Annotated in this window: 19 protein-coding genes; 6 read left to right on the top strand and 13 right to left on the bottom strand. The window is 51.0% G+C overall.

Annotated features, from left to right (window positions below):
- Positions 1–91: 91 nt before the first annotated feature.
- From fucO to OKB87_RS10315, 9 genes are all read right to left on the bottom strand, one after another.
- Positions 92–1240, bottom strand: a complete 1149-nt coding sequence (fucO, locus tag OKB87_RS10355; protein ID WP_016350002.1) for a lactaldehyde reductase — start codon at positions 1238–1240, stop codon at positions 92–94.
- A gap of 107 nt (positions 1241–1347) precedes the next feature.
- On the bottom strand, positions 1348–1776 hold the full coding sequence (gene fucU / locus OKB87_RS10350) for an L-fucose mutarotase (RefSeq protein ID WP_016350003.1): 429 nt from the start codon (positions 1774–1776) through the stop codon (positions 1348–1350).
- A gap of 9 nt (positions 1777–1785) precedes the next feature.
- On the bottom strand, positions 1786–2628 hold the full coding sequence (locus OKB87_RS10345) for a class II aldolase/adducin family protein (RefSeq protein WP_016350004.1): 843 nt from the start codon (positions 2626–2628) through the stop codon (positions 1786–1788).
- On the bottom strand, positions 2625–4073 hold the full coding sequence (gene fucK / locus OKB87_RS10340) for an L-fuculokinase (protein ID WP_016350005.1): 1449 nt from the start codon (positions 4071–4073) through the stop codon (positions 2625–2627). The genes OKB87_RS10345 and fucK overlap by 4 nt, the downstream gene beginning before the upstream one ends.
- 66 nt (positions 4074–4139) lie before the next feature.
- Positions 4140–5918 carry an L-fucose isomerase gene (locus OKB87_RS10335; RefSeq protein ID WP_016350006.1) on the bottom strand — a complete coding sequence of 593 codons (1779 nt, stop codon included), beginning with the start codon at positions 5916–5918 and terminating at the stop codon, positions 4140–4142.
- Positions 5919–5927: 9 nt separating this feature from the next.
- Positions 5928–7247, bottom strand: a complete 1320-nt coding sequence (gene fucP / locus OKB87_RS10330; protein WP_043159120.1) for an L-fucose:H+ symporter permease — start codon at positions 7245–7247, stop codon at positions 5928–5930.
- 42 nt (positions 7248–7289) lie between these two features.
- Complete coding sequence (locus OKB87_RS10325; RefSeq protein WP_075384366.1) at positions 7290–8027, bottom strand: DeoR/GlpR family DNA-binding transcription regulator; 738 nt, start codon at positions 8025–8027, stop codon at positions 7290–7292.
- A gap of 832 nt (positions 8028–8859) precedes the next feature.
- On the bottom strand, positions 8860–11067 hold the full coding sequence (gene katG, locus OKB87_RS10320) for a catalase/peroxidase HPI (RefSeq protein WP_016350009.1): 2208 nt from the start codon (positions 11065–11067) through the stop codon (positions 8860–8862).
- Between the two features lie 631 nt (positions 11068–11698).
- On the bottom strand, positions 11699–12598 hold the full coding sequence (locus tag OKB87_RS10315) for a dihydrodipicolinate synthase family protein (RefSeq protein WP_016350010.1): 900 nt from the start codon (positions 12596–12598) through the stop codon (positions 11699–11701).
- Positions 12599–12878: 280 nt separating this feature from the next.
- Here OKB87_RS10315 and OKB87_RS10310 point away from each other — a divergent pair, with 280 nt between their 5' ends.
- From OKB87_RS10310 to OKB87_RS10285, 6 genes are all read left to right on the top strand, one after another.
- On the top strand, positions 12879–13751 hold the full coding sequence (locus tag OKB87_RS10310; protein ID WP_016350011.1) for a MurR/RpiR family transcriptional regulator: 873 nt from the start codon (positions 12879–12881) through the stop codon (positions 13749–13751).
- 350 nt (positions 13752–14101) lie between these two features.
- Positions 14102–14809 carry an N-acetylmannosamine-6-phosphate 2-epimerase gene (locus OKB87_RS10305; protein WP_041218476.1) on the top strand — a complete coding sequence of 236 codons (708 nt, stop codon included), beginning with the start codon at positions 14102–14104 and terminating at the stop codon, positions 14807–14809.
- Entirely contained in the window at positions 14806–15723 is a 918-nt protein-coding gene (locus tag OKB87_RS10300; protein WP_041218477.1) for an N-acetylmannosamine kinase, read from the top strand. Before OKB87_RS10305 ends, OKB87_RS10300 begins: the two co-directional genes overlap by 4 nt.
- A 32-nt stretch (positions 15724–15755) precedes the next feature.
- The gene (locus OKB87_RS10295; RefSeq protein WP_016350014.1) at positions 15756–17237 is read left to right on the top strand and encodes a sodium:solute symporter; all 1482 of its coding nucleotides are present in this window, start codon (positions 15756–15758) and stop codon (positions 17235–17237) included.
- A gap of 129 nt (positions 17238–17366) precedes the next feature.
- Positions 17367–17837, top strand: coding sequence for an N-acetylneuraminate anomerase (nanQ, locus tag OKB87_RS10290; protein WP_016350015.1), 471 nt, complete (start codon positions 17367–17369; stop codon positions 17835–17837).
- Positions 17838–18080: 243 nt separating this feature from the next.
- On the top strand, positions 18081–19832 hold the full coding sequence (locus OKB87_RS10285; protein WP_075384365.1) for an exo-alpha-sialidase: 1752 nt from the start codon (positions 18081–18083) through the stop codon (positions 19830–19832).
- A 749-nt stretch (positions 19833–20581) separates the two neighbouring features.
- On the opposite strand, the gene OKB87_RS10280 is transcribed toward OKB87_RS10285, so the two are convergent.
- The 4 genes from OKB87_RS10280 to OKB87_RS10265 form a co-directional block, all read right to left on the bottom strand.
- Positions 20582–22870, bottom strand: a complete 2289-nt coding sequence (locus OKB87_RS10280; RefSeq protein ID WP_016350017.1) for a DUF927 domain-containing protein — start codon at positions 22868–22870, stop codon at positions 20582–20584.
- Positions 22867–23223: a hypothetical protein gene (locus tag OKB87_RS10275; protein WP_016350018.1), complete on the bottom strand. Its 357-nt coding sequence runs from the start codon at positions 23221–23223 to the stop codon at positions 22867–22869. The genes OKB87_RS10280 and OKB87_RS10275 overlap by 4 nt, the downstream gene beginning before the upstream one ends.
- Before the next feature lie 10 nt (positions 23224–23233).
- Positions 23234–23437, bottom strand: a complete 204-nt coding sequence (locus tag OKB87_RS10270; RefSeq protein ID WP_016350019.1) for a helix-turn-helix transcriptional regulator — start codon at positions 23435–23437, stop codon at positions 23234–23236.
- Between the two features lie 231 nt (positions 23438–23668).
- The gene (locus OKB87_RS10265; RefSeq protein ID WP_254902047.1) at positions 23669–24181 is read right to left on the bottom strand and encodes a tyrosine-type recombinase/integrase; all 513 of its coding nucleotides are present in this window, start codon (positions 24179–24181) and stop codon (positions 23669–23671) included.
- Positions 24182–24297 lie beyond the last annotated feature (116 nt).

Raw genomic sequence — 24297 nt, 5'->3', positions numbered from 1 at the left:
TTAGCTGTTATGGCCCGACCGAACCAGCTAGGGAGATGGTTGTCCAGCAGATAACATGTGCTCTGGAGTAAGGATCGCTAGCGATATGAAATTACATTGCCAAGGCATAAAGGTGTTCTACCTGTTTGGCATCTGCAGTTCTGGGATTACCTGGCGCACAGGGGTCCGCCAATGCTTTGTTGATCCAGCCATCGATATCGCTCTCCTTGATCCCCAGTAGACCGAAACCGGCAGGGATCCCAACCTTGGCAGAGAGTGCCTTGATGGCATCAATGGCCGCCATGCTCGCGGCCTCTTCACTCATCTGTCGGGTATCAACCCCCATGGCCTGAGCGATACGGGCGAAGCGAGCAACACAAACAGGCCGATTGAACTCGCAAATTACAGGTAGCAATATCGCATTGCACACGCCATGGGGCAGGTTGTGGGTGGCTCCAGGCTGATGGGCCAGCGCATGTACCAATCCCAGCCCGGCACTGTTGAACGCCATGCCAGCCAGATATTGTCCAAACGCCATCATTTCACGCCCTTCGATGTCATCGCCATGCATGACCGCCTGAGGCAGGTAGCGACTGATCAGACGGATCGCTTCCAGTGCAGAATGGTCGGTCAGGGGATGAGCCCCTTTTGCCACATAAGCCTCTATCGCGTGGGTCAGCGCATCCATGCCGGTTGCCGCCGTCACCGACTGCGGGATGTTGAGCATGATGGCCGGATCATCCACTGCGATATCCGCAATGATCCGGGTATCAATGATCACCTCTTTCACTTGGCGTACCGGATCGGTAATGACGGCATTGCTGGTGACTTCTGCCGCTGTCCCCGCGGTGGTATTGATCGCCACCAGAAACGCCCCTTCACGCTCAACCTTGCCTACCCCGCTGTAGCGGGTAATGGGACCCGGATTGGCTGTCAGGATCTTGATCCCCTTGGCCGCATCAATGGCGCTGCCACCACCGATAGCGATCAGGTAATCGCAGCCATTCTCACGAAATGCCTGATACCCGGCATCGACGACGGCTACTGTCGGATTGGGCGTCACCTCGTGGTAGAGGGCATAATCCATCTCCTTCGCTGCCAGCACATCGAGCAAGGGGGTGAGTAGACCAAGGCGATACAAATCGCGATCCGTGACGACTAACGCCTTGTTCAGGCTGTGTTGCTGCAGATAGGTCAGGGCGTCTGCAATGGCGCCTTGACCATGAAAACTGATTTTTGGCATTGCCAGCATAAAACTCATCTTGATTCCCTCAATGTTGTATCGATAGCCAAGAGCAGCCGTCTCTTGGCTATCCACACATTTGTGCGAAAGAAGGGGAGGCGGCTCTACTGCGCCGCCTCCCAGTGTTAACTGGTGGGAGTGACCCCTTTTTTAAGCAGGATGTTGCCGTACTTGGCACACTCGCCAGTGACGACGATGGCAAATGCCTTGTTGGCGCGTTCATAGAAGGCAAACCTATCGATCCGCTCTACCTGCAGACCGATGCGAGCATCGGCCAAGGCTGCGAGATAGCGTCGCTCCACAGTCGGGTCCAACTCATCGCCCGCAACCGCCGCCATCATCACCAACGGCGGCGCATAGCTGTCGAGCTCAAACAGCGGCGCCATTGCCTTGAGCAAGGGATCGACACCCAGGCCATCCATCCGGATCACCTGTGGTCCCATGCTGTGGGCCGGAAAATGGGCGTCAGCCAGAATGATTTCATCGCCATGCCCCATCTGGGCCAATACCTTCAGCAGATCAGGGCTGATGAGAGGAGAAATACCTTTCAGCATCATGGTTCCTTAGCGGGTCTGTAACGGGCGACCGGCAAACTCGTTGGCATTGAACAGTTCATCGTCACTGCGGTTGGCTCGCGCATCAGGCATGCCCAGGGCGATCCGGATATTGATGAAGTCTCGCATCGAGGCGGCATCCACCCGGGTGATGGGTTTTTGCAGTTCGGTGGCCAGCAGCAGAATGCGGCAATAGGCATCGACGTTTTCCAGCTTCCAATAAGCATCTTCCACATGATCCCCCCAAACGATGACGCCATGGTTCTCCATGAAAATGCATTGATGGTCGAGGGAAGTCTCGCCCACATTATGGGCATTCTGCTCGCTACCTGGCGTGGCATAGGCTGCCAGCCCTACCTCACCGAAGAAGATGTCAGGTTCAGGCATGATGCCGGTGGGAGGCACGGACCCGGTGATCAAGAAGGCATTGGCGTTGGCCGGATGAGCATGAACACACGAGCGGGCACCGCTGGTTTTCATGATGGCGAGATGGGTTTTGATCTCGCTGGTTGATGGGCGAACCCCCGCCTTCTGACGACCTTCCATATCAACCAGACAGATATCTTCCGTCGTCATGAATCCTTTGCTGATCAGGGTCGGGGTGCAGAGCACCAGATTGTCACCGACACGCACCGAGATATTGCCGCCATTGCCATCGACATACTCTTTTTGCCACAAGCGGCGGCCGATATCGCAGATACGCTGCTTGATGAGTTCGATACCGTCGCTGTAGAAAAAGGCATGTACCTCCTCCGGCGTAACGGGATCAGACCCCTCCTTCCATTGGTAGATGAAATTGGGCAAGGGGGGATTAATGCTCCACTCCTGACGGATATCGTTATGTGCGTTCATAGTGCAAATTCCTTATAGATGGCTTGATAGCGCGCACTGTCTGCTGCGGGCTCAAAAGTAGTGAACTGGGCAATGATGGCCTGGCGGGCGGCATCCACATGGGGATGTACGCCAGAGCCGGCCATGGCATAAATGGCGGCTCCCAGCACGGTGGTTTCTGACTCATCGATGGCAAGTACCGGAATGCCGAGCACATCAGCCTTGATTTGGTTCCAAAGCGGGTTGCGTGAACCGCCCCCCACTAGCAACAGGCGATCGGTATTGAACTGGCCTATTTGTTCGAGTTGGCCCAACTGTTTTTTCAACACCATGGCCAAGGCTTCCAGGGCCGCGCGATAAAAGTGACCACGCGTGGTATTCAGCGATAGACCTGAAAAGGCCCCCTGACCAATCCCCTCGGCATTGGCCAGCAGATTGGGGGTCATTCGTACGCCGTCGCAACCTGCAGGAATGGCCGTTGCTTCACGGATCATCTGTTGATAGTCGTTTGTCCCCGGCCAATAGAGCTGACGTATCCACTCCAGCACGCCGGAAGCCAGCCATTGCAAACCCGGATTGAACAGACCGGCCTGGGCATCCAGTTCACAGGTTGAACCCGCAATGGCAGGCAGGGTCGCAGTATCGACGGCTTGGCTGCGGACCATCAGGATTTCCCAGGTCCCGGATGAGAGAACCGGTTGGTTGACGGCGGCCCCTGAGCCTACCAGCGCAAACTGGGTGTCATGGCCTGCTGCAATGACCGGAATACCCTCAGGCAACCCCAAGAAAGTTGCTAACGCTCCTTGCAATGGGCCAATGACCTCACCAGCCTCAACCATGGTCGGAAACAGGCTGGCAGGCACATCGATGGCATCCAAAATGGTGGAGCTAAAGCACTCCCGCTTGAGATCAAGCAGTTGGCTGGTGCCCGCCATGGTGCGGTCCGTTGTAAAACGGCCGGTCAATCTGTGATTGATCAGAGAAGAGATAAACAGCCAGGCATGAGCCTGTGCAAACAGCTCGGGCTGATTCTCTTTAAGCCAGATCAGTTTGTAGAGGGTATTGAAACTGAAATGGCCGATACCGGACTCCCGTTGCAATAGTTCGGGGTCAAGATAGCGATGGACTTGCTCCATCACCGCCACGGTACGTGGACATTTCCAGCTGATAACGGGGTAAAGCAACTGTCCCTGACGATCGACCAGCGCACCGTCGACGCCAAATGTGGTGACCGTGACGGCCCGGATAGTGAAGTCCGCCAATTGGGGGACAAGCTGCTCACAGCAAACTTGAAAGCGTTGGAGAATTTCATCGAGTGACCATTGGTGCCAATGGCTATCTTCGACAGCCGCCTGAGTGGCATTGGCAACTGCAGCCTTGGCAATAATCTGGCCTTGATTTCCTACCGCAATGGCCCTGACGTTGGTCGCACCGCAGTCGAGAACAATGACAACATCTTGTGACATAACAGATCCTTACAACGAATCACCAAAGGATGGGGGTGGTGACAAGCCACCCCCTGTCACGGGGTATTAACGGTAGAGCGGGCCGTAATTTTGGCAAGCGCGGTAGTCCTGACCCTCGACATCCATGCCATGTGCCCCCCAGGCGGATGGGCGCAGCAAGGCCGCCTCGTCCAGGTTGTGCATGCAGACAGGGATGCGCAGCATGGCTGCCAGGGTGACCAATTCATGACCCACATGACCAATGGTCAGTACGCCGTGGTTGGCTCCCCAGTTGGCCATGACCGAATAGACATCACGGAAGGGGCCCTTGCCAGTCAGGCGAGGAGCAAACCAGGTAGTGGGCCAGGTCGAGTTGGTGCGCTCATCCAGGGTGTTATGCACCTCGGTGGGCAACTCGACACTCCACCCCTCGGCAATCTGCAAGACAGGGCCAATCCCCTTGATCAGGTTGATGCGACTCATGGTGAAGGGCATGCCACCCTTGGTCAGATAACGGGTGGAGAAACCACTGCCCCGGAAGTACTCATCGATAGCCGGGCACCACTGGGTTGCCCCCAGACAGGCTTTGATATCCTCAGGAGTGACCTCCCAATGAGGTTTGATGGTGGGCATGCCTTTGGCATCTTTCTGCTGGCCAGTGCCATCGAGCGCGGCAGAGCCAGAGTTAATCATGTGAATGATGCCGTGCTCGGCGGCACCTGCGAGCTGATGGCCAGTGACGCGCTGCACGGCATCTGGTGACCAGTAGGTGCGCACGTCACAGAAGATCTGGGCCGTGCCGGTCAGGCCATAACCCAGCAGCATAGTCATGGCGTTGAGGCTGTCGTTTTCGGTGCCCATGATGAGTGGTGCGCGGGCACCATTCCAATCGAAAGAACTGTTGAGCAAGGTCTCCGCGGTATCCCCGTTGGGATATTGATCCGTCCAGTGACGCTGGCCCTGGAAGCCCCCCACAATTGCGTTGTAACCCAGCGCTTCTTCACCAAACCCCAGCTCCGCCAGTTTGGAATTGCCCTGCATCATGTCGCGCATGCAGATCGCCATCAGCAGGCTCTCGCGTAATACGCCCTTCTTCTGCTGTGGAGAACTCTGCCGTTCCTGCGGGTTGAGATCCGGCCCTTCATTGAAGTGTTGGCCAGCCCATTCCATGGCGAAGTCCAGCTCCTGCGGGTCATAGATACCCTTGTCCATCCGGCGACGCAGTTCAGTCATATCGACTGCCTGCACCTTCATGCCGAAAAACTCTTCAAAGAAGGTGTGATCCACGATAGAGCCGGCAATCCCCATGGAAACGCCACCCAGGGAGAGATAACTCTTGCCACGCAGGGTGGCGACCACCAGGCCAGCACGGGCAAAGCGCAATAACTTATCCTGTACATCTTGCGGGATGGTTTTGCAATCCGCGTCCTGTACATCCTGTCCATAGATGGAGAATGCGGGCAGCCCTTTCTGATTGTGACCGGCCAACGCCGCTGCCAGATAAACAGCTCCCGGTCGTTCAGTACCGTTGAAACCCCAAATGGCTTTCGGGCGGAACGGATCCATATCGATGGTCTCACTGCCGTAACACCAGCAAGGGGTCACTGTGATAGTGAGGCCAACATTGTGCGCCTTGAACTTCTCCTCACAGGCGGCTGACTCTGCCATACCGCCAATGGTGCTGTCGGCAATGACGCAACTGACACGCTCACCACTGGGGTGGCGCAGATGCTCGCTAAGGAAATCAGCTGTCATGCGAGCCATGGTCATGGTCTGATCTTCAAGGGACTCACGAACTCCCATGCGACGACCATCAATGGTGGGACGAATGCCGATAGTGGGTAATGCGCCAATTAATTTGTTCATGTCTGATCCTTATGCCTTGTGGCCTTTGAAACCGAAGTGGATGAGGTAGATAAAACCGATAAGCGGAATGGTGAATGCCATGCGGATGCCAGCCATGTCTGAGATTTGCCCCATGACGGCGGTCAAGACGGCGCCTCCCAGGATGGCCATGATGAGACAGCTGCCACCAAATTGGGTGTCCTTGCCAAGACCATGTACCGAGAGTCCAAAAATGGTGGGGAACATCAGTGACATACAAGCCGACACGCCAATCAGGCCGTAGACACCGGCCATACCGCCGACCATCATCACCACCAGCAGGCAAAGCACTGCGCCAGCGGCAAGCAGACCCAGCAACCGGGCGGGAGAAATAAATTTCATCAGTGCAGTGCAAACGAAGCGACATGCCGAGAAGAGCACAATGGACGCAAGCAGGTAGGTAGACGCGTCGGCTTCATTACCGCCGACCTCTGTCATGACATAGCGGATAGTGTAAGACCAGCAGCCGATCTGGGCGCCGACATAGAAGAACTGTCCCAGTACCCCGCGTACAAAGTGCCGCTTGGCTAACAGGCGGGCAAAACTCCCCTTAAGATCAAGACCGTTGTTGCTGTCATCATGGGCAATAGGCATGCGGGTGAAGGCGATAGCCAGCCAAACAGCAACGATGACCAGCGCCACCACTACATACGGCCCCATCACTGCCGCCAGCTCACCGGTCTGGATTTGACCAAGCTCATCGGCTGACATCAGGGATCGTTCTGCATCAGTGGCCGAATTGAGTTGCGAGAGAATATAGAACTTGCCGATCAGTACCCCAGTAATTGAGCCTATAGGGTTAAACGATTGCGCGAGGTTCAACCGACGAGTGGCTGTCTCTTGTGGGCCCATCGCGATGATGTAGGGGTTTGCACTGGTTTCCAGAATCGACAGTCCGCCAGCCAGCACAAACAGGGAAGCAAGGAAGGGCCCATAAGTCATGATCTGGCTGGCGGGGTAGAACATCAGTGCACCAGTACAAAACAACCCCAGCCCCAGCAGTACACCGGCTTTATAGCTGAATCGTTTAATAAATAGTGCGGCAGGCAGTGCCAGACAAAAATAAGCACCATAAAAGGCTGTTTGCACCAGGCCAGATTGCATATCCGTCAAGGTAAATACCTTTTTGAATTGTGCAATCAAAACATCCGTCATGTTATTTGCTAATCCCCATAGAGCAAAACAACTGGTCAGCAGCATGAACGGTATCAATATACTCCTGGGTACCACCTGATGAGATATACCTGTGCTTTCGGGCGCAATATCATCGCGACTGTTTTCACAAACAGCGGCTTGGGATGAATTAGCCATAATGTAAACTCCATGTATTTTTATTGCGTAGGATATGAGGTTCTATTTTTTGTTATATCTGTTTAATTGTCTTACATTACTTTCCTGTTTTTCTGTCAGGATGATGTCCAATTCATTGAACTGGCAGATCCTGACAATACCGGAACGATTTTCTTTATGAGAGTCAGCCAGTAGCACCTTTTGTTTGGCGGAAACCAGCATCACCTTCTTGGTTGAGGCGTTAATCTCATTGTTTTCCCAAATACCGCTGGTGGTGCTGTATGCGGAGCAGGAGAGAAACAGGGTGTCCACCCGGTACTGGCTGATATTGCCACTAGCAATCGAACCTACAAAGGCTGCATATTTTTCTGAGTACTCACCACCGATGGCGATGGTTTTTATATTTTTTTTGACCGCCAGACTCAGCACATTTCTGAATGAATTCGTTATTACTGTCAGTGATATATCTGGTAGTGCCTCTGCCAGATACCAGCACGTCGAGCTGGCATCAAGCATAATCATGTCGCCCGGTTTAATCAGAGTCAATGCTTTATAGGCGATCAGTTTTTTTTCTATCGAGCGCTCATGTTTACGTTTATTAAATGCCAATCCAGCATCTGCATTATCAAGAGATATTGCCCCACCATGAACTCTTTTTATGGAGCCATTGGATTCCAATTCTTGCAGATCACGTCGAATTGTTTCCAACGATACAGAAAAACGGTCTGAAAGCTCCTTTACTGTGACTGAACCAGCCTGGATAACATATTTTTCTATATCAACAACACGAGGTGACAACATAATTGGCCTTGGCTTGTTAGGGTGCATTGATTATAAGGGGATGGCTATTGGTATATATGTGATCTGGCGCAGACTTTCCCAGTTGTGAAACGGGTGTAATCTAGTCAAAACGGGCATAAAGTCACGGGGGAGATACTTCCATCTTATTGAAAATAAATAGTTTGAATGAAAAGTGGTCGCGCCCGATTGCATGGTAAACGCACATAATCAGGCAACTTTCAAATGTAGAATATTGAATTGGCTCACAGCTGATGGGGTAGTCAATAGGTGGCAGGATTAATAAAGTAGAAAAGAGAAAGTCCGTCATCAGTAACAGAGAGCTAGGAGGGCTATTTCATCTCGTTGGAATGCAGGATTTGGGGCTGCGTTTGTGGCTTGCGATACCACAGGTCTGGGTGTGTTAGATTGCAACCAAGTGAAGGGGGAGTTAGTGTCATGGTTACTAGGATACAATTTGATAAACCGTGACTCTCTCACAGGAGAGTTTCACTTAGTGACACAGTTATTGGCTAGAGAATTGCGCCGCATCAACAAAGCCTCCTAGGTAATGCTATGTGGTGTTCAACTAAATTCGGACTCTTGTTTAAGGCGATTTTTGGATGCTGCTGGCGGTAGCCCATCATTGAGGCTATATGAAAAAAGGAACTTGATAAGCCCCTGTTGAACATTGGGTAATTAAATACGATAGGAAACAGTATAGGTCTTAAACTGTTGAGAAGACATGAGTACACATTACTCACTTTATGAAAATACCCAAAAAATCTTCCACATATTTACTCCGATATCCCCCCCAACTGAAGGGGGGATATCTTAGAGAATAAATGAAATTGGTTTATATGGAGCCAATTCCTCCTTGCTTCATATCAAAGCGGTCGTTGTTCATCACCTTGACCCAGGCCTTGACGAAGTCACGGACGAACTTCTCCTTGCCGTCTTGCTGGGCATAGACCTCGGCGTAGGCACGCAGCACCGAGTTGGAGCCAAACACCAGATCAACCCGGGTGGCAGTCCACTTCACCGCACCGCTCTGGCGATCCACGATCTGATAACTGTTGCGGCCAGTCGGCTGCCAGCTATAAGCCATGTCGGTCAGGTTGACGAAGAAGTCGTTGCTAAGCACCCCGACCCGGTCGGTAAAGACGCCGTGGGCAGAGCCACCGTGGTTGGTGCCAAGCACCCGCATACCGCCGACCAGCACTGTCATCTCGCGGGCGGTGAGGCCCAGTAACTGGGCACGGTCGAGCAGCATCTCCTCCGGCTGCACCTTGTAGTGCCCCTTCTGCCAGTTGCGGAAACCATCGTGCACCGGCTCGAGGAAGGCGAACGACTCGGCATCGGTCTGCTCGGCGCTGGCATCGCCGCGGCCCGGCGCAAAGGGGACGACGATATCAACGCCGGCCAGCTTGGCCGCATGCTCCACCGCTGCGCTACCACCCAGCACAATCAGGTCGGCGATGCTGACCGGCTTGCTCAGGGTGGCCTGCAGGGCGATCAGGGCGTTGAGCACCTTCTTGAGGCGAGCAGGCTCGTTGCCTTCCCACTCTTTCATCGGCGCGAGGCGGATGCGGGCACCGTTGGCCCCGCCGCGATAATCGGAGCCACGGAAGGTGCGGGCACTGTCCCACGCGGTAGCGATCAAATCGGCTGGCGCCACGCCGCAGGCCAGCAGTTTGGCCTTGAGCTCGCTCACCTCCTTATCGGAGAGCTGGTAATCCACCGCAGGTACCGGATCCTGCCATACCATGACTTCGCCCGGCACTTCCGGCCCCAGATAGCGGCTGCGCGGCCCCATGTCGCGGTGAGTCAGCTTGAACCAGGCGCGGGCAAAGGCGTCGGAGAAGAGGTCTTGATCCGCAGCGAAGCGCTCGGAGATCTCCCGGTATACGGGGTCAAAGCGCAGCGCCATGTCCGCATCAGTCATGATGGGATTGCAGCGGATGGAGGGGTCTTCCACGTCCACCGGACGATCTTCCTCCTTGATGGCGACGGGCTCCCACTGCCAGGCGCCGGCCGGGCTCTTCTTGAGCCACCAGTCGTGGCCCAACAGCATCTTGAAGTAGCCGTTGTCCCAGCGAGTCGGGTTGCTGGTCCAGGCCCCTTCAAGGCCACTGGTCACAGTGTCACGGCCGATACCGCGGCTCTCGTGGTTGATCCAGCCCAGTCCCTGCTCGTGCACATCGGCCCCTTCTGGTACTGGCCCCAGTTTGGCTGCACTGCCGTTGCCGTGGGCCTTGCCGACGGTGTGGCCACCGGCAGTCAGGGCGACGGTCTCTTCGTCATTCATCCCCATGCGGGCAAAGGTGACGCGCATGTCGTGGGCGGTCTTCAAAGGATCCGGGTTGCCATCCACCCCTTCCGGGTTGACGTAAATCAGCCCCATCATCACCGCCGCCAGCGGGTTCTCCAAATCCCGTTCGCCACTGTAACGGCTCCCTTCGCTGCCGCTCGGCGCCAGCCACTCCTTCTCGGAGCCCCAATAGACATCTTTTTCCGGATGCCAGATGTCCTCGCGGCCACCGGCAAAGCCGAAGGTCTTGAGCCCCATGGATTCATAGGCAACGTTGCCCGCTAGGATCATCAGGTCAGCCCAGGAGATCTTGTTGCCGTACTTCTGCTTGATCGGCCACAGCAGACGGCGCGCCTTGTCGAGGTTGCCGTTGTCTGGCCAGCTGTTGAGGGGAGCGAAGCGCTGGTTACCGGTGTTGGCACCACCGCGACCGTCAGTGGCGCGATAGCTGCCGGCGGAGTGCCAGGCCATGCGTATCATCAGGCCTCCATAGTGGCCCCAATCTGCCGGCCACCAGGGCTGGCTGTCGGTCATCAGGGCATGGAGATCAGCCTTAAGGGCATCGTAATCGAGGCTGTTGAAGGCGTCGGCATAATCGAAAGTCTCGTCCATCGGATTGGTCTTGCGGTCATGCTGATGCAGAATATCGAGGTTGAGGGAGTTGGGCCACCAGACTTGATGCTCCTGGCTAGCAGAGGTATTGGCCCCGTGGGCAAAAGGGCACTGACTGGCCCCATGAATGTGTTTGTCCATTAACTATGTCCTCTTAATAACTTAACGTGATGGCGGTGAAACAGTGCTCTTTGTTCTTAGGATCAATCTAACTCTGAAATAGTGTTACTGAACATAAGATTAAAACGCTGACATCCATAGTTCATGACGATGGAAAAGCCATTTTTACGCTAATGGTATGTGACTCACCTTTGAAAAGGATAGACTTGGTATGCAGAATTCTTCGTCTCCCTTGGCTCGTATCGTCAGTGCCAGCTTATCGCTGAACATCGTTGTAGATATGACGGGGTGTACTTAGATAGCGACATAGTTATTATCTATTGAATAGATGTTATAGAAATAGTTCTGCTCATTCTTATGTATGAAATAATGTTTTTGTTGAAAGGTATTTTAATATTGGTGTGGTGAGTTGGGCCAGCGTGGCATAAAGGTTGGGTGGACTGCCCATACGCTCCTCCTATGCTAAAACTCTAGGGCAGGATCGTCTACTGGGGCGGGGTCAGTCCATTTTCAGCAACATAGTGTCTAGAAAATTCGGGGCGATTCATACAAACCAATAATCCCAGCATTGCCGGGATTATTGGTACGTTTATCTGAAATTTTCATCTTATTGCTGGCAGGAAGTTATAAGCATTATTTCGTCTTTAGGCTCTCAGCGCTTAACCAAAAAACCCGCGCTACGCATTCTTTCGACCACGATATGCTTTTGCTGGGCGGTCAGCGCACGCAGTGGCAGACGTGGGTCACCAGCATCGATGTCATGCAGCTCCATCGCAGCTTTACCGGCGGCGACACCGCCGAATTCCACCAAGATGCGGATCAGTTCGATCACGCTGTTCATACCGCGGTAAACCGCATCGTGATTGCCGCTTTGGTAGTCTTCGATGATTTTCAGGAAGTGTGGTGCTGCGTAGTTATACGTACTGCCAACAGCACTAGTCGCTCCCACGGCTAAAGCACCAGGTAAGTGCTCATCCACCCCAAATGGAATGTCAAACTTGCCGTCGCATACGCGCAGACAGCGTTGGTATTCGTACAAGTCAGGGCTGTTAAACTTCAGGCCAGACAAATTAGGGATACGTGCATCGGCTTTGATCAGGAATTGCTCCATATCGAAGCTGACTCCTGACATGCCGGAGTGGTAGTAGTAGAAACCTTTAGACGGTGCTGCCGCTGCAACTGTTGCACAATAGGTAACCAAGTCATCCAGTGAACCTGGCTTGAAGAAGCAAGGACCAATCACCGAGGTGGCAAAAATATCCAAAGTTTCAGCATGACGGGTCAGCTCCAGCGTATCGACAATGCTCAGTGCTCCGGTGTGGACAATCAACTTCAGCTGACCTTGCGTTGCGCTAACCCAACGTTCGGCGATGGCTTTACGTTCGTCAACCGAGCAATGGATCCCTTCACCGGTGGTACCACAGATGTAGGCTCCACTCACACCATCACGGATCAGGTGGGCGGCAATTTTATCGATGCTATCGAAATTTACGTTGCCGTTAGTATCAAAAGGGGTATGTGGGGCGGCAATCAGTCGGGAGAGTTTTTCCATCGTTTAGATCTCCGTGAAGTAAAACTTCACATTTTTGGTTTATGTTGGAGTTTTATTGATGTTATGGAGTAAAGCTTCATCACGCAATGGGTATTCATCAAGAGCGTTGGGCAGATACGCAAACTGTGATTGGGATAACATCTTCCCTCATTGGGCGTAGTGGAGATGGGGGCGGTAGATCAAGGCTACTCTCATTCTTCTCATTGGAGCTTTACTTCACAAGTGCGATGCGAAATGTAAGAATTGGAGCAGAGATTTGGATTCATGTATGGAGCATTTTATGGTCGCCAAACACTTGCCGATAAAAACAGGAAAAGTTCTGGATATGATGGGAAGCCTGTTTGAAAGCATGACGCCATCAGCTCGCCGCATTGCTGATTTTGTGCAGCGCAATCCAGAAGAAGTGACCAAGCTATCCATTGCTGATCTCTCGTATAAGGTGAATGCTGGCGAAGCGACCATTATCCGTTTTTGTCGTGTGCTCGGTTTTAAAGGCTTCCATGATTTCAAGATGGATTTAGCTATTGAGCTTTCCTCTTTGAATCATAGTGATCGCTCGCTTTTGGATACTGACATTGGTCCACAAGACAATGTGGAATTGATTGGGCAAAAACTTCAGCAGGGCATTAACAATGTACTTTCGGAGACGTTGAATCTACTCAGCTTTTCAACCTTGGAAACAGTGGCACGCCAGATCCGCGAAGCGCGTGGGATTTATATCTTCGGCGTGGGTTCATCGGGTATCACTGCTGAGGATGCTAAAAACAAATTCATGCGTATCGGCTTTAATGTTGATGCACTTACCAATAACCACTTTATGTACATGAAAGCGACATTGTTACAACCCGGTGATCTAGCGCTCGGAATCAGCCATTCCGGTGCTTCAATAGAAACCACCAAGGCGCTGCGTTTGGCCAAAGAGGCTGGAGCCTATACTATTGCGTTGACCCACAATCCGAAATCCACCTTGTGTGAGTATGCTGATGCAGTGCTGTTAAACGGCAACCGACAAGGGCAGATGCAGGGTGACTCTATCGGTACCAAAATTGCCCAACTGTATGTGTTGGATCTGCTCTATACCCTGTTGGTGAAAGACGATATTAGTGGCTCTATGGACAAGAAGCAGCGTACTACCCGTGCCCTGGGGGTTTAAGGAGCAACGGTCATCACTAGGTTACTGTTGCCTTGATGTTCGAGTTTGTATTGTCGCTGCTATCTACTTTCATATTTCATACCTTTGGTGAGCATCAGGCTGTTTCTCTGGTTCTTGCTTCACATCTACGCTCCCGCATCGGGAGTTTTCCTTCCTAACACAGTGTTCTCTGGCCGGTGTTCGTCTGGAATGACGGTCAAAATCCAACTGGCTTCTCATTTTTTTGCTTCGGGCTGACCAAAAATGAGGCGTTGATCTCCATTCTGACTTCAATTGTTTGAAGTTTAACTCCACTGATAGTAGCTTGAATTAAAACTTCACAGTTTGTCATTTTTATGGAGTTAAACTTTATGTCGGTTTATGCACACTCCGTTCTAGCTTGGCTAAGAACTGGTTTCGTTTCTTCATGTCAACCGGTGGATGATGGTCCGATGGACTCGCCAACAATTATTACTGCGATGGCAAAAGCTTCAATTGCTGGTGGGGCGGTGGCGGTACGCATTGAGGGTGTAGAGAACGTTGAGGTTGCCCGAGCAGAAGTCGCGGCTCCGATAATTGGGATTGTGAAGCGTAATTTAGTCGACAGCCCAGTACGTATTACGCCGTATCTGGAGGATGTTAATGCACTAGCTGAGGCGGGGGCAGATATCATCGCGATTGATGCTACTGCGCGCCAGCGTCCGGTTAGTGTCGAGGCATTGGTCGCAGCGATCCATGATGCGGGCTGTATTGCGATGGCAGACTGTTCTAACTATGCCGAGGGAATGGATGCATTTCAGCAGGGTGTGGAAATCATCGGTACGACCATGTCCGGTTATGTTGGTTCAGCAACGCCGGTAGAGCCTGATTTGGCGTTGGTTACTGCGCTTAAGCAAGCCGGGTGCTTTGTAATGGCGGAAGGGCGCTATAACAGCCCCAAGCTAGCGGCCCAGGCTATTTTGGCCGGTGCAGATTGTGTCACGGTCGGTTCGGCAATCACGCGTATCGAGCATATTTGCAGCTGGTTTGCTGAAGCCGTGGATAGTGCGAAAAGCAAACGTCACGGAGCTGTAGCATGACCATCTGTCTTGCCGTTGATATTGGTGGCACCAAGATAGCTGCTGCTTTGATTGAAATGTACTCTGCGGCCAAATCTAATATTGTAGCGCGTCACCTGATCGAAACGCGCTCTTCTGGTGATCCCCTATTGCTCACTGCAGCATTAGCCGAACTACTCGGACCGTTGGCTGCATCCGCAGATTATGTGGCAGTGGCCTCTACCGGCATCATCGATAATGGCGTCTTGACCGCCTTAAACCCACAAAATTTGGGTGGATTGGATCACTTTCCTCTACATAACGTGATTGCTCAAATCACCGATCTTCCCGTTTACCTCATCAACGATGCTCAAGCGGCAGCTTGGGCTGAATATCTGGCTTACCGACAGGAGTTTGCCGATCTGGCATTTATTACGGTGTCGACGGGAGTGGGCGCTGGACTGATTCTTAACCACAAGTTGATCACAGGTTCGCGGGGGGTTGCTGGCCATGCTGGTCATATGCTGGTGGATCCTCAAGGCCCACAATGTGGTTGTGGTCGTCGTGGTTGCGTTGAAGTTATTGCCTCCGGTCGTGCGATTGCGGCTGCCGGACAAGCCGTATTCGGTGGTACATGTAGTGGTATGCAGGTATATCAGCTTTATTTACAAGGTGATGCACGAGCACAGGCTATTATTCGGCGTTCTGCTGACGCAGTCGCTGAGTTAATCGCCAATCTCACCATTACCCTTGATCTTGATGCAATCGTTATCGGTGGTGGTGTCGGTTTAGCAGAAAATTATATCGGGTTGGTGAAGCAGGCTCTGGTGAAAATGCCTGACGTGTATCGACCTCAGGTATTACCCGCACGTTGTGATATCGATGCCGGTCTACTGGGCGTTGCGCAGTGGGTGGCGAAGATAGATGGGCAAGGAAAAAACAATTTTTCCCTTTAATAAATTACTCTATTAAGCACAGAGGAAGACTCATGGAGACGCATCCGTTTGGTACGCTGAACTATCTGGTTTTGGCAGTCTATCTTGCCATCATTATGTTGGTCGGAGTGTATTTTGCGAAACGTCAAAAATCAGCGGATGATTATTTTAAAGCTGGTGGACGTATTCCAGGTTGGGCAGCGGGGGTAAGTGTATTTGCAACTACATTGAGCTCGATTACGTTCATGTCTATTCCGGCGAAAGCCTATACTAGTGACTGGACATTTTTGATTGGCCAATATATTACAATTGCCATTTTGCCGTTCGTGTTTATGTACTATATTCCATTTTTCAGAAAGCTGAATCTTACCTCGGCATATGAGTATTTGGAAAAACGATTTGATATTCGAATGCGATTGTTCGCAAGTATATCATTTATGCTGTTTCATATTGGTCGCATTGCAATAATAACTTATTTAACTGCGCTTGCACTGATGCCGTTCGTTGATATGGATCCATTGATGATTGTCTTCCTAATTGGAGTCCTGTGCATCATTTATACCTTTCTCGGTGGTATTGAAGGTGTTATCTGGACTGATGTTATCCAAGGGATTATGTTATCTGGGGCTGCAGTATTAATTTTCATTATGATCTGCTTTAAGGTAGACGGCGGGATCACTGAGATATTTGCTGTATCAGCATCAGCAGATAAATATTTCCCGGCTAGTCAAATGAGCTGGAGTTGGACCAGTAGCACTGTACCTGTGCTTATGCTTGGGTTCTTTTTCTCCGGCTTACAACAATTCACTGCCAGCCAAGATGTGGTACAGCGTTATATCGTGACAGACTCAATAGCAGAAACTAAAAAAGCGCTGATCACCAATGCTAAACTAGTAGCTTGTATTCCGGTGTTCTTCTTTGCGATTGGAGCTGCTTTATATGCTTATTACGGACAGAATCCTGAGCTGTTACCGAAGGACTTCAATACCGGTGGTATTTTACCATTCTTCATTATCTCAGATATGCCTGCAGGTCTGGCTGGATTGATTATTGCTGCGATTTTTGCTGCATCTCAATCCAGTATTTCAAGTAGTTTAAATAGCATATCTGCTTGCTACTCTTCAGACATTTACAGCCGTTTTGGTAAAGCGAAATCTTCTGAACAGAATCTGAAAAGCGGGCGAATGGTGACCGTCATTGCTGGCGTGCTAGGTGTGGTGGCCTCCACTTATCTCATCATGTCCAACGAAAGCGAATTATGGGATGCATTCAATAGCCTGCTAGGTCTGATGGGGGGGCCAATGACCGGCCTGTTCATGCTGGGGATTTTTGTTCGTAAAGCGAATGCAAACAGTGCATTGATTGGTGTCGTTGCTGCAGTCGCGTCTATCTTGTGGGTGCGTTCGTTCACTGACCTTAACTTCTTCTTTTATGGTGCGATAGGCACCATGATGGTGGTCTTGGTAGGCTATCTTACTGCACCATTATTCAAAAACAGTCAACGTCAGGAAAATGTGGAAGCCTTATCTTTATAAGGTTAAAAACGGGGAGCTCACCATTCTTAATTTGTACTTTTTGCTGGCTCGATAACACATTTTTGGCATGGTTAAGAGCTCCTGTTTTTTATTATACCAACCAGTGATGCACACCACGGAATATTAATTATGATTTTTGGAAATGTCCATCAGCCGCAGACTTACAATTATTTTCCGCCGATCTTAAAACAGGCTGTTACCTATTTTAAGCAAACCAATATGCTCGATATTCCCGTTGGGCGCTACGAGTTGGAAAAAAACTTGTTGTATGTCAATGTTATGGAGTTTGATACGGGATTAGCCGAACAAAAACAAGCAGAAGTACATAAGGAGTATATTGACATTCAATTCCTTATTAGCGGTGAGGAACGTATTTTTTTTGGGCTTGAGAATAGTAAAAATATGACATCCAAGGAGTATGATGTAATTAATGATTACTATCTCGTATCTTCGATCTCTAGTGAGTCTGAATTGTTATTGTTACCAGGGATGTTTGCGATATTTCTGCCTGAACAACCACATAAACCTGGATGCTGTATTGATAATTCAATGCCGCTCAAAAAAGCTGTAATGAAAATGCATAGGTCATTATTGGTCTAATTATGATCTTTTATTGTGGCTTATGTATTTCTGATTAAACATAGTGAATGTTACAGTGTGGTAATGTTTTATAAGGTGATTGACAGATTATGATTGCAGCTAAATTTTGATAAATATGATGGTTGATCTCTGGAAAGTAGTATTTATCATGATGTTAAAGCCTTTGCGAAAACGCAAAATAGGATAGAAGTTGCTGATGTAATAGATATATATTAAGGCCATTAATTTATGAGGGAATTATTTATGAAATGGAATGCAAAAAACTCTTTAATTTCATCAGGTCTATTAGCCTTTAGTTTACTAGGAATGCCTTTCGGCGTAGAGGCAATTGCATCAAACATTCGAGATGTTATTGTATTTAAAGGTGGGGAAGGAGGAAGTAGTAATTATCGTATCCCATCCATTGTGAGTACTGATGACGGTACATTGGTTGCATTCGCGGAAGGGCGAGCCTCAAGTCACGATCCTGGCAGTGGCTATCCTACTAGCATAAAAAGCCGGCGTTCAACGGACAATGGTATCACATGGAGTGATTATTATGTTATCCATGAGGGAGTTAATGAAGCATATTCTGATCCACGACCATTTATAGATAAAATCAACGGAAGGATGTTTGTTTTTTATACTAAGTGGGATAACCGATGTGCTCAGAATGGTAATTGTGTACCATTCGATGACCCACAACATAAGTTATTATATCGTAGCAGCGATGATAATGGGAAAACATGGTCATCTCCCGTTGATATTTTAGCGAAAGTCAGAGACACCAACTGGATGGCTAATGGTATATCAGGGCTGGCTACTTGGTCTCTGACACCATCACAAACTCAGATTGAACAAGCAAGAAATATGGGTTGGAGTTTGAATTGGGTATCCCGTGTTGCTGATGGAAGATGTAATGTACAGTATTACGGGGATGGTAATAAACGATTCTTGGCTGATTTACAAGTCAATGCAGATAAATCAGTAAAGGCAGTTCTCTATACTGACACTGGAACTCTGGAGCACCCTCTTGCTTTGGATGTTTCGGGATACCATAGCTATCAAATAAAAGGTTCAGGGGGGACAGCTAGTTTTTATGTTGATGGTCAACTGGTTGCTTCAAAATGGCTTGGACAAACTCATGCTAGTAAAACAGTAACATGGGGTAATGGCTGTTCAAACACCGCAGGCGCAATTGCTTATCAAAGCGTTGATTTTAGAATTGGTAATAGTTCACAGCTTGCTTTTAATGCAAATTTGATGAAGCGAGTTAATGGAACGGTCGTTAATACTCCAACCGATCAAGGCTGGTCACAAATACTTACATCAAGTGGTAAAGGTGGACCAGGTTGGAAAAGCATCAACGCTGGCCCAGGACAAGGCATCCAATTGTCCAATGGAAGGTTGATATTCCCAGCGATTGTGCTCGATGCATTTGCACAGTTATCTGTAGTTTCAATTTATAGTGATGATCATGGCGAAACTTGGAAAGCTGGTACTCAAACGCCAACTTATGCACATGAACCGAGTGAAGCCGATATGGTTGAGTTAAATGACGGACGACTTTTATTGTCAGCACGAAATGATGGGGTTACGGGGGTTGGTAATTTTAATCGCTACCAATTTATCAGCTCAGATCAGGGTATAAGCTGGAAAATGATATTGGAAGACAGAAACTCAATTAATGGTTCGCTGTTCTTCAAACTGAATCCAGTTGATATAGGTTTGTTGAACTATGATGGTAACCGATTACTAATGTCTGGCCCACAAGGAAATACAGCAGTGAGCTCTGACAGAAATGACCTCGCTATTTGGAGTGCCACTGACGATGGTACAGGAAGCTATAACTTTACTAAAAGAACCCAGGTGAGAGATGGGTATAGTGCCTATTCTGATCTTGTAAAGCTTCAAAGCCAAGGAGCTAATGGTAATGAAGATATAGGTGTTATATATGAGGCTTCTCCGAGCACTGAAATTAGGTTCATGGTACTCGATATTAACGAAGTAGAGTAATTGTTTATCTTCGTCCTCAGTAATTTTGATAACCATAAAATTATTGAGATGAAGAGCTGAAAGAACCTCTCATTTGACGCCAGTGCTAAGCTGGTGTCTTTTTTATTTCCTGATTAATTAGTGCCCTTCTTACAAGTGATTATAAATTCGGCTTTACATGCTGTACTCTTTGAGTGAGGTTGACTTTTTTCGAAGTTGGCATCACGAAATCTATTAATAGTTTGAGTCGTCGCCATTCCCATGTACGTTTGGAATAGTTTTAATTAATGGAAGTTCTTTAGCAGATAACAGATATGGTTTCAGAAGGTTAGATTAAACGTGTGATATATAACTCGGCAGGTTGCACTGTATATCTATGTAATAATTTAGGAAAATGGGGTAATGGGGTAATGGGGTAATGGGGTAATGGGGTAATGGGGTAATGGGGTAATGGGGTAATGGGGTAATGGGGTAACTTGGGTCTGAGAGCCATGCCACGATTGACATTGACTGGTTACCTGTGCCAGAAAAACTGAGGTAACCAAGGTAACAGGACGACATAACAAGCATGAGTATCTCATGAGGTTACCTCCGGTTACCTCAACACTTTTACTCAGAGGTAACCAATAAACCCATTCGTTGCGAACCCTACAGAGGCTTTTACCTTAGCTACCTCTATTACCCCAGCTTTTTCCATTATGCGCGCGATGCTGTTTCTCCTAAGGAAGGGCTTATTCACTCACCTCCATTCTTTTCATATAGCTATCGGATTATGCATTATTAGCTGTTGTATCTCCTGGTTCTCCAGCATCGTCAGCGAGCACTCTATCAGATAGGACATACACTTTAACCGCCTTCCCTACACAGGGTATCTTCACTGTCTTCTGCGTCTTGCCCTTATCTCTACACCCTATCCAGCCGTTCTCAACTGCTAGCAATGCAGCCTTCCTATAGTCACGACCTACGGTTATTTCGCGCCACCCTTCTGGCAAGACAAAAAAGGTCACCCCCGTTTCACTATTCGTCTTGGGATTGCGCCGGTACCCTACCATGTTTGCGGCTCGGTGATTCGGATCGTCCCAATCAGCAAAGCGAGTGTACTGATGTGCGGTAAAGAACTGGCGGATTTGGCGCAAAGTAGCTGCGTCTTCTTTGTTACCCAGGTGCCCCCTTTCTGCCAGCCATGCCTTGAGGCAGATTCTCACCGCCCGGATGGCTTCGCCCGCTGACCAGCCTGTCACCCCTAATCGGGTGGCCAGCTCCCCAGCTGCTGCTACCAGCGCAAACCGGTTGATGGCCCGCCCAACCTGATTGCCGGCACCCTTGGGTGTCAGTTCGGCAGCTAATTGTTTAATGTCTTCCCTCAACCGCTCACGGTGTTCATCCATGGCTTGGGCCAGGGCTTGGGCATAGGTACGAAAGGCGATGCCGTGATGTTCTTCTGAGTTGGCTTTCAGGGCATCGGCAAAGCTGCGGCCTCCATCCAGGCCATGCAGCCACTCAAAGGCGCCATGGTGCCCGGTATCACTGGGGATCTGGATTGTCCGCACCTCCATTCCGGCCTGGGTACTCTTCCCGGCACTGGCGGCATGATCTTCAAGGCTCAGCTCACCGGTGGAGAGGAATAGCAACCGCCACGCCTTGCGCTCTCTCAGCTCACCATCCTGCTTGCTGCGGCCCTTGCCTTGGCCGTTGGCCAGCATATAGGCGGTCTGGCCTGCTTCCCGGCCATCCAGCTCGCCCAGTTCATCCAAGCAGAGTAGGGCATCATTGCGCCGGCTGGCGATCCCCTCGATGGCGTTACCGGTAGCCCGCCAAGTCTGGGCATAGCGGTCCGGATGACCGTAGACACTGGCGGCTGCCTTCATCACCGTGGTTTTACCGTCGGTACTCTCTCCCTTGAGGTGAAAGCCACCGCCTTCCATGCCTACCAAGGAGAGAAGGGGGGCGGCAAAGGCGAGGGACAGCGCGAAGCAGAGACGGGAGTTGCCCACCGCTAGTTCTGCAACCCCTTGTTGCCATCCGGTCAGGGTACCACGCTCGGTAAAGTCGCCTGCTGTGTAGCCGGCGGTCTGAAGAATGACTCCCTCAGCATCTGGACCGATGGCCCCACCAGGCAACACATAGGCATGACCATGCCACCCTGTGCGCTCGACACAGGTGATCCGCCGCTTGGGCTGGCAGTTCATCAGGTAGGCCGCCAGCCTGCGTTTATGACTCAGCTCGATGAAGGGCAGTCCCGCATCCAGCAGTGCGGCAAACACCTCTTCACCATTGCGCGGGACTAGGGCGCGTACCGGCATGGCCCACTGATGCACCCGCATGGCACTGTCCCGCCATTCCAATAGGCGGCCATAGCCACGGCCTTGTTCATCAGCAGTCTCCGCCAGCACCTGAACTGGGCTGGAAATGGGGATCCACTCTTGCCGGGCATCCTCACCCCGGCCCACCGTGGTCAGAGCACACAGACGCGAACCCCGCACCTCAAACCCTGCTGGCAGATCTGGCCCTTGCTCTGAGCTGCCTTTCTCCAGATGGAGTGGCGCCACATTGCCTGACCCGGGCACCTCGTCCGATTGGGGGCCTGCCGCCAGTGTCTGTTCAAAGTCCAGCACATCCACCAGTTGCCAGGGTTGGGCATTCTGGCCCGGGATGCCGCAGTAAAGCTGGGCCTTGGGGGCTTGCTTGCGTAATGCCAGGATCAGTCGCTTTGCTTTCTCTGTTGGCAGGTTACCCAGCTGGTGAACGATGACCCGCTGGGTCGCATCCCGATCGGCCATCTTGTAGAGCTTGCCTCCTTCGTCCAGTTGGGCCGGTCCCACATAGAGTGTTTGCTCAGGCTCGAACTCCGGATCTATCGGGTTCTCTGCCATGATGGCGTCGTTATGGGCGCGCTGTAGCGTAGCCCGGATCGCCGCATCTCGGTTGGCTTGCTCACCGGCGTGGATGACGATCACTTGCAGCTTGTCGAGGTCTGCAAACTTGAGGAAGGTGCCAGCCCGGGATGGCGAGCTGTTTTGATGACCGGGGCCTGCTGCCCCTTGATGTATCGCAGTCATTGCATCGCTCTCCGCTTGCTCTCACTCGCCAGCTCAACCACGGGGTCCTTTCCCCCTTCCTGCATCTGGTGAGCATCGGCGCAAAATGCGCAGTACATCTGATCCACTACCAAGGCCCCCTGCGTGGTCAAAGTCCCGTTCACCACCATGTGCCGCAGCATAAGCAAGGCATCGGCCGGCCCCTGATGCGCCCCGGTATTTTCGAGGTGAGCGCCCACGATGTTGTTATGAATGGCCATCGTCAGTGACTCAGCAGCAAGGGGAAGCTGGATCCCCAGGTGAGTAAACACATTGCCCCGGGCGGCTAGATAGGCCTGCGCCAATTGTCTTACCAGCTTATTTATCTCGGTCATGGCAGCCTCCCTATACTACTGCGCTTGAAACTTGGTGTTCGAGCCACTCAATAATGTCTCGTTCCCGCCATGCAACACGTTGAGCTCCAAGCCGGATGGGTTTTGGGAACTGCCCTTTGCTCATCATGTCGTAGATAGTGCTACGAGACAGACTGGTTGCTGCCTCGACTTGTTGGCGTTTCAACAAGGTTACTTGGCTCAAGTCGATGCTCATTTGCTGATCTCCTGAAACGAAAAAACCCGCACGATGGCGGGTTATGGGTAGGGTAAAGCTGTTCACTTGCTCGCTATTGATAGCAAGTCGGGGGGAGGGTCTCCATATAAAAAATCCCGGCTCAGTGGCCGGGTCCGGAAATGAAAAAGGCCCAATCTCTCAGAGCATGGGCCATTATGGGGAAATCCTAACGCTGGAACAATTCGGCGTCAATAGGTGTGGTTTGGACAATCAGGCTATCTTGATCACAGCACCCTCAGCGTCATCCGTTAAATACTGTCCCCATAGCCCCATTAGTCCACGACGTTTATCTAACACATCTCCGCGCCAGTAGGCCGCCTCGGCCCCCTGCGCTACTACGTGGGCGAGGCACATTTCACATATTTCTCTTGGGTAGCTGGTACGTTCGGCGGCCCAATCTCGGAACGACGATCTGAAACCGTGAACCGTGAATTCACCTACTCCGTGTCGCCGCATACACATGGTGAGCGACATGTCTGACATAGGGCGGCCCGACCTTTTGCCTGGGAAAACAAAGGGTGACTCTTGAAGTCGTGGCAGGCTTTCAAGTAAGCAGACCGCCTGCTTGCAAAGCGGTACTCGGTGTTCTCTCCCAGCTTTCATTCGTTCAGCTGGAATCACCCATTCTTGTCTCTCCAGGTCGATCTCATTCCATGTTGCCTCTAGCACCTCACTGGTTCGCCCGGCGGTGAGAATAAGCAACTCAAGTGCTCGGCTACTCATGCCTTCCACTTTAGCGAGCTGGGTGATGAAAGCTGCGACTGGATTTGACCCCATAGGTCCAGACACTTTTCCCGCTTAGGGTTGTGATACCCGACTGCGCAGAAATTCCCGTGGTG

The sequence above is a fragment of the Aeromonas sp. Y318-1 genome, from assembly GCF_027706125.1.
In the GTDB taxonomy this organism is placed as follows: domain Bacteria; phylum Pseudomonadota; class Gammaproteobacteria; order Enterobacterales; family Aeromonadaceae; genus Aeromonas; species Aeromonas hydrophila.
Note: the sequence above shows the minus strand (reverse complement) of the source record. Positions and strands in the feature narration are given on the sequence as shown.

Excerpts from the sequence above, each read along its gene's own strand:
- fucO (WP_016350002.1), bottom strand. The coding sequence starts at position 1,240 with ATGAGTTTTATGCTGGCAATGCCAAAAATCAGTTTTCATGGTCAAGGC.
- fucU (WP_016350003.1), bottom strand. The coding sequence starts at position 1,776 with ATGCTGAAAGGTATTTCTCCTCTCATCAGCCCTGATCTGCTGAAGGTA.
- OKB87_RS10345 (WP_016350004.1), bottom strand. The coding sequence starts at position 2,628 with ATGAACGCACATAACGATATCCGTCAGGAGTGGAGCATTAATCCCCCC.
- fucK (WP_016350005.1), bottom strand. The coding sequence starts at position 4,073 with ATGTCACAAGATGTTGTCATTGTTCTCGACTGCGGTGCGACCAACGTC.
- OKB87_RS10335 (WP_016350006.1), bottom strand. The coding sequence starts at position 5,918 with ATGAACAAATTAATTGGCGCATTACCCACTATCGGCATTCGTCCCACC.
- fucP (WP_043159120.1), bottom strand. The coding sequence starts at position 7,247 with ATGGCTAATTCATCCCAAGCCGCTGTTTGTGAAAACAGTCGCGATGAT.
- OKB87_RS10325 (WP_075384366.1), bottom strand. The coding sequence starts at position 8,027 with ATGTTGTCACCTCGTGTTGTTGATATAGAAAAATATGTTATCCAGGCT.
- katG (WP_016350009.1), bottom strand. The coding sequence starts at position 11,067 with ATGGACAAACACATTCATGGGGCCAGTCAGTGCCCTTTTGCCCACGGG.
- OKB87_RS10315 (WP_016350010.1), bottom strand. The coding sequence starts at position 12,598 with ATGGAAAAACTCTCCCGACTGATTGCCGCCCCACATACCCCTTTTGAT.
- OKB87_RS10310 (WP_016350011.1), top strand. The coding sequence starts at position 12,879 with ATGGTCGCCAAACACTTGCCGATAAAAACAGGAAAAGTTCTGGATATG.
- OKB87_RS10305 (WP_041218476.1), top strand. The coding sequence starts at position 14,102 with ATGTCGGTTTATGCACACTCCGTTCTAGCTTGGCTAAGAACTGGTTTC.
- OKB87_RS10300 (WP_041218477.1), top strand. The coding sequence starts at position 14,806 with ATGACCATCTGTCTTGCCGTTGATATTGGTGGCACCAAGATAGCTGCT.
- OKB87_RS10295 (WP_016350014.1), top strand. The coding sequence starts at position 15,756 with ATGGAGACGCATCCGTTTGGTACGCTGAACTATCTGGTTTTGGCAGTC.
- nanQ (WP_016350015.1), top strand. The coding sequence starts at position 17,367 with ATGATTTTTGGAAATGTCCATCAGCCGCAGACTTACAATTATTTTCCG.
- OKB87_RS10285 (WP_075384365.1), top strand. The coding sequence starts at position 18,081 with ATGAAATGGAATGCAAAAAACTCTTTAATTTCATCAGGTCTATTAGCC.
- OKB87_RS10280 (WP_016350017.1), bottom strand. The coding sequence starts at position 22,870 with ATGACTGCGATACATCAAGGGGCAGCAGGCCCCGGTCATCAAAACAGC.
- OKB87_RS10275 (WP_016350018.1), bottom strand. The coding sequence starts at position 23,223 with ATGACCGAGATAAATAAGCTGGTAAGACAATTGGCGCAGGCCTATCTA.
- OKB87_RS10270 (WP_016350019.1), bottom strand. The coding sequence starts at position 23,437 with ATGAGCATCGACTTGAGCCAAGTAACCTTGTTGAAACGCCAACAAGTC.
- OKB87_RS10265 (WP_254902047.1), bottom strand. The coding sequence starts at position 24,181 with ATGAGTAGCCGAGCACTTGAGTTGCTTATTCTCACCGCCGGGCGAACC.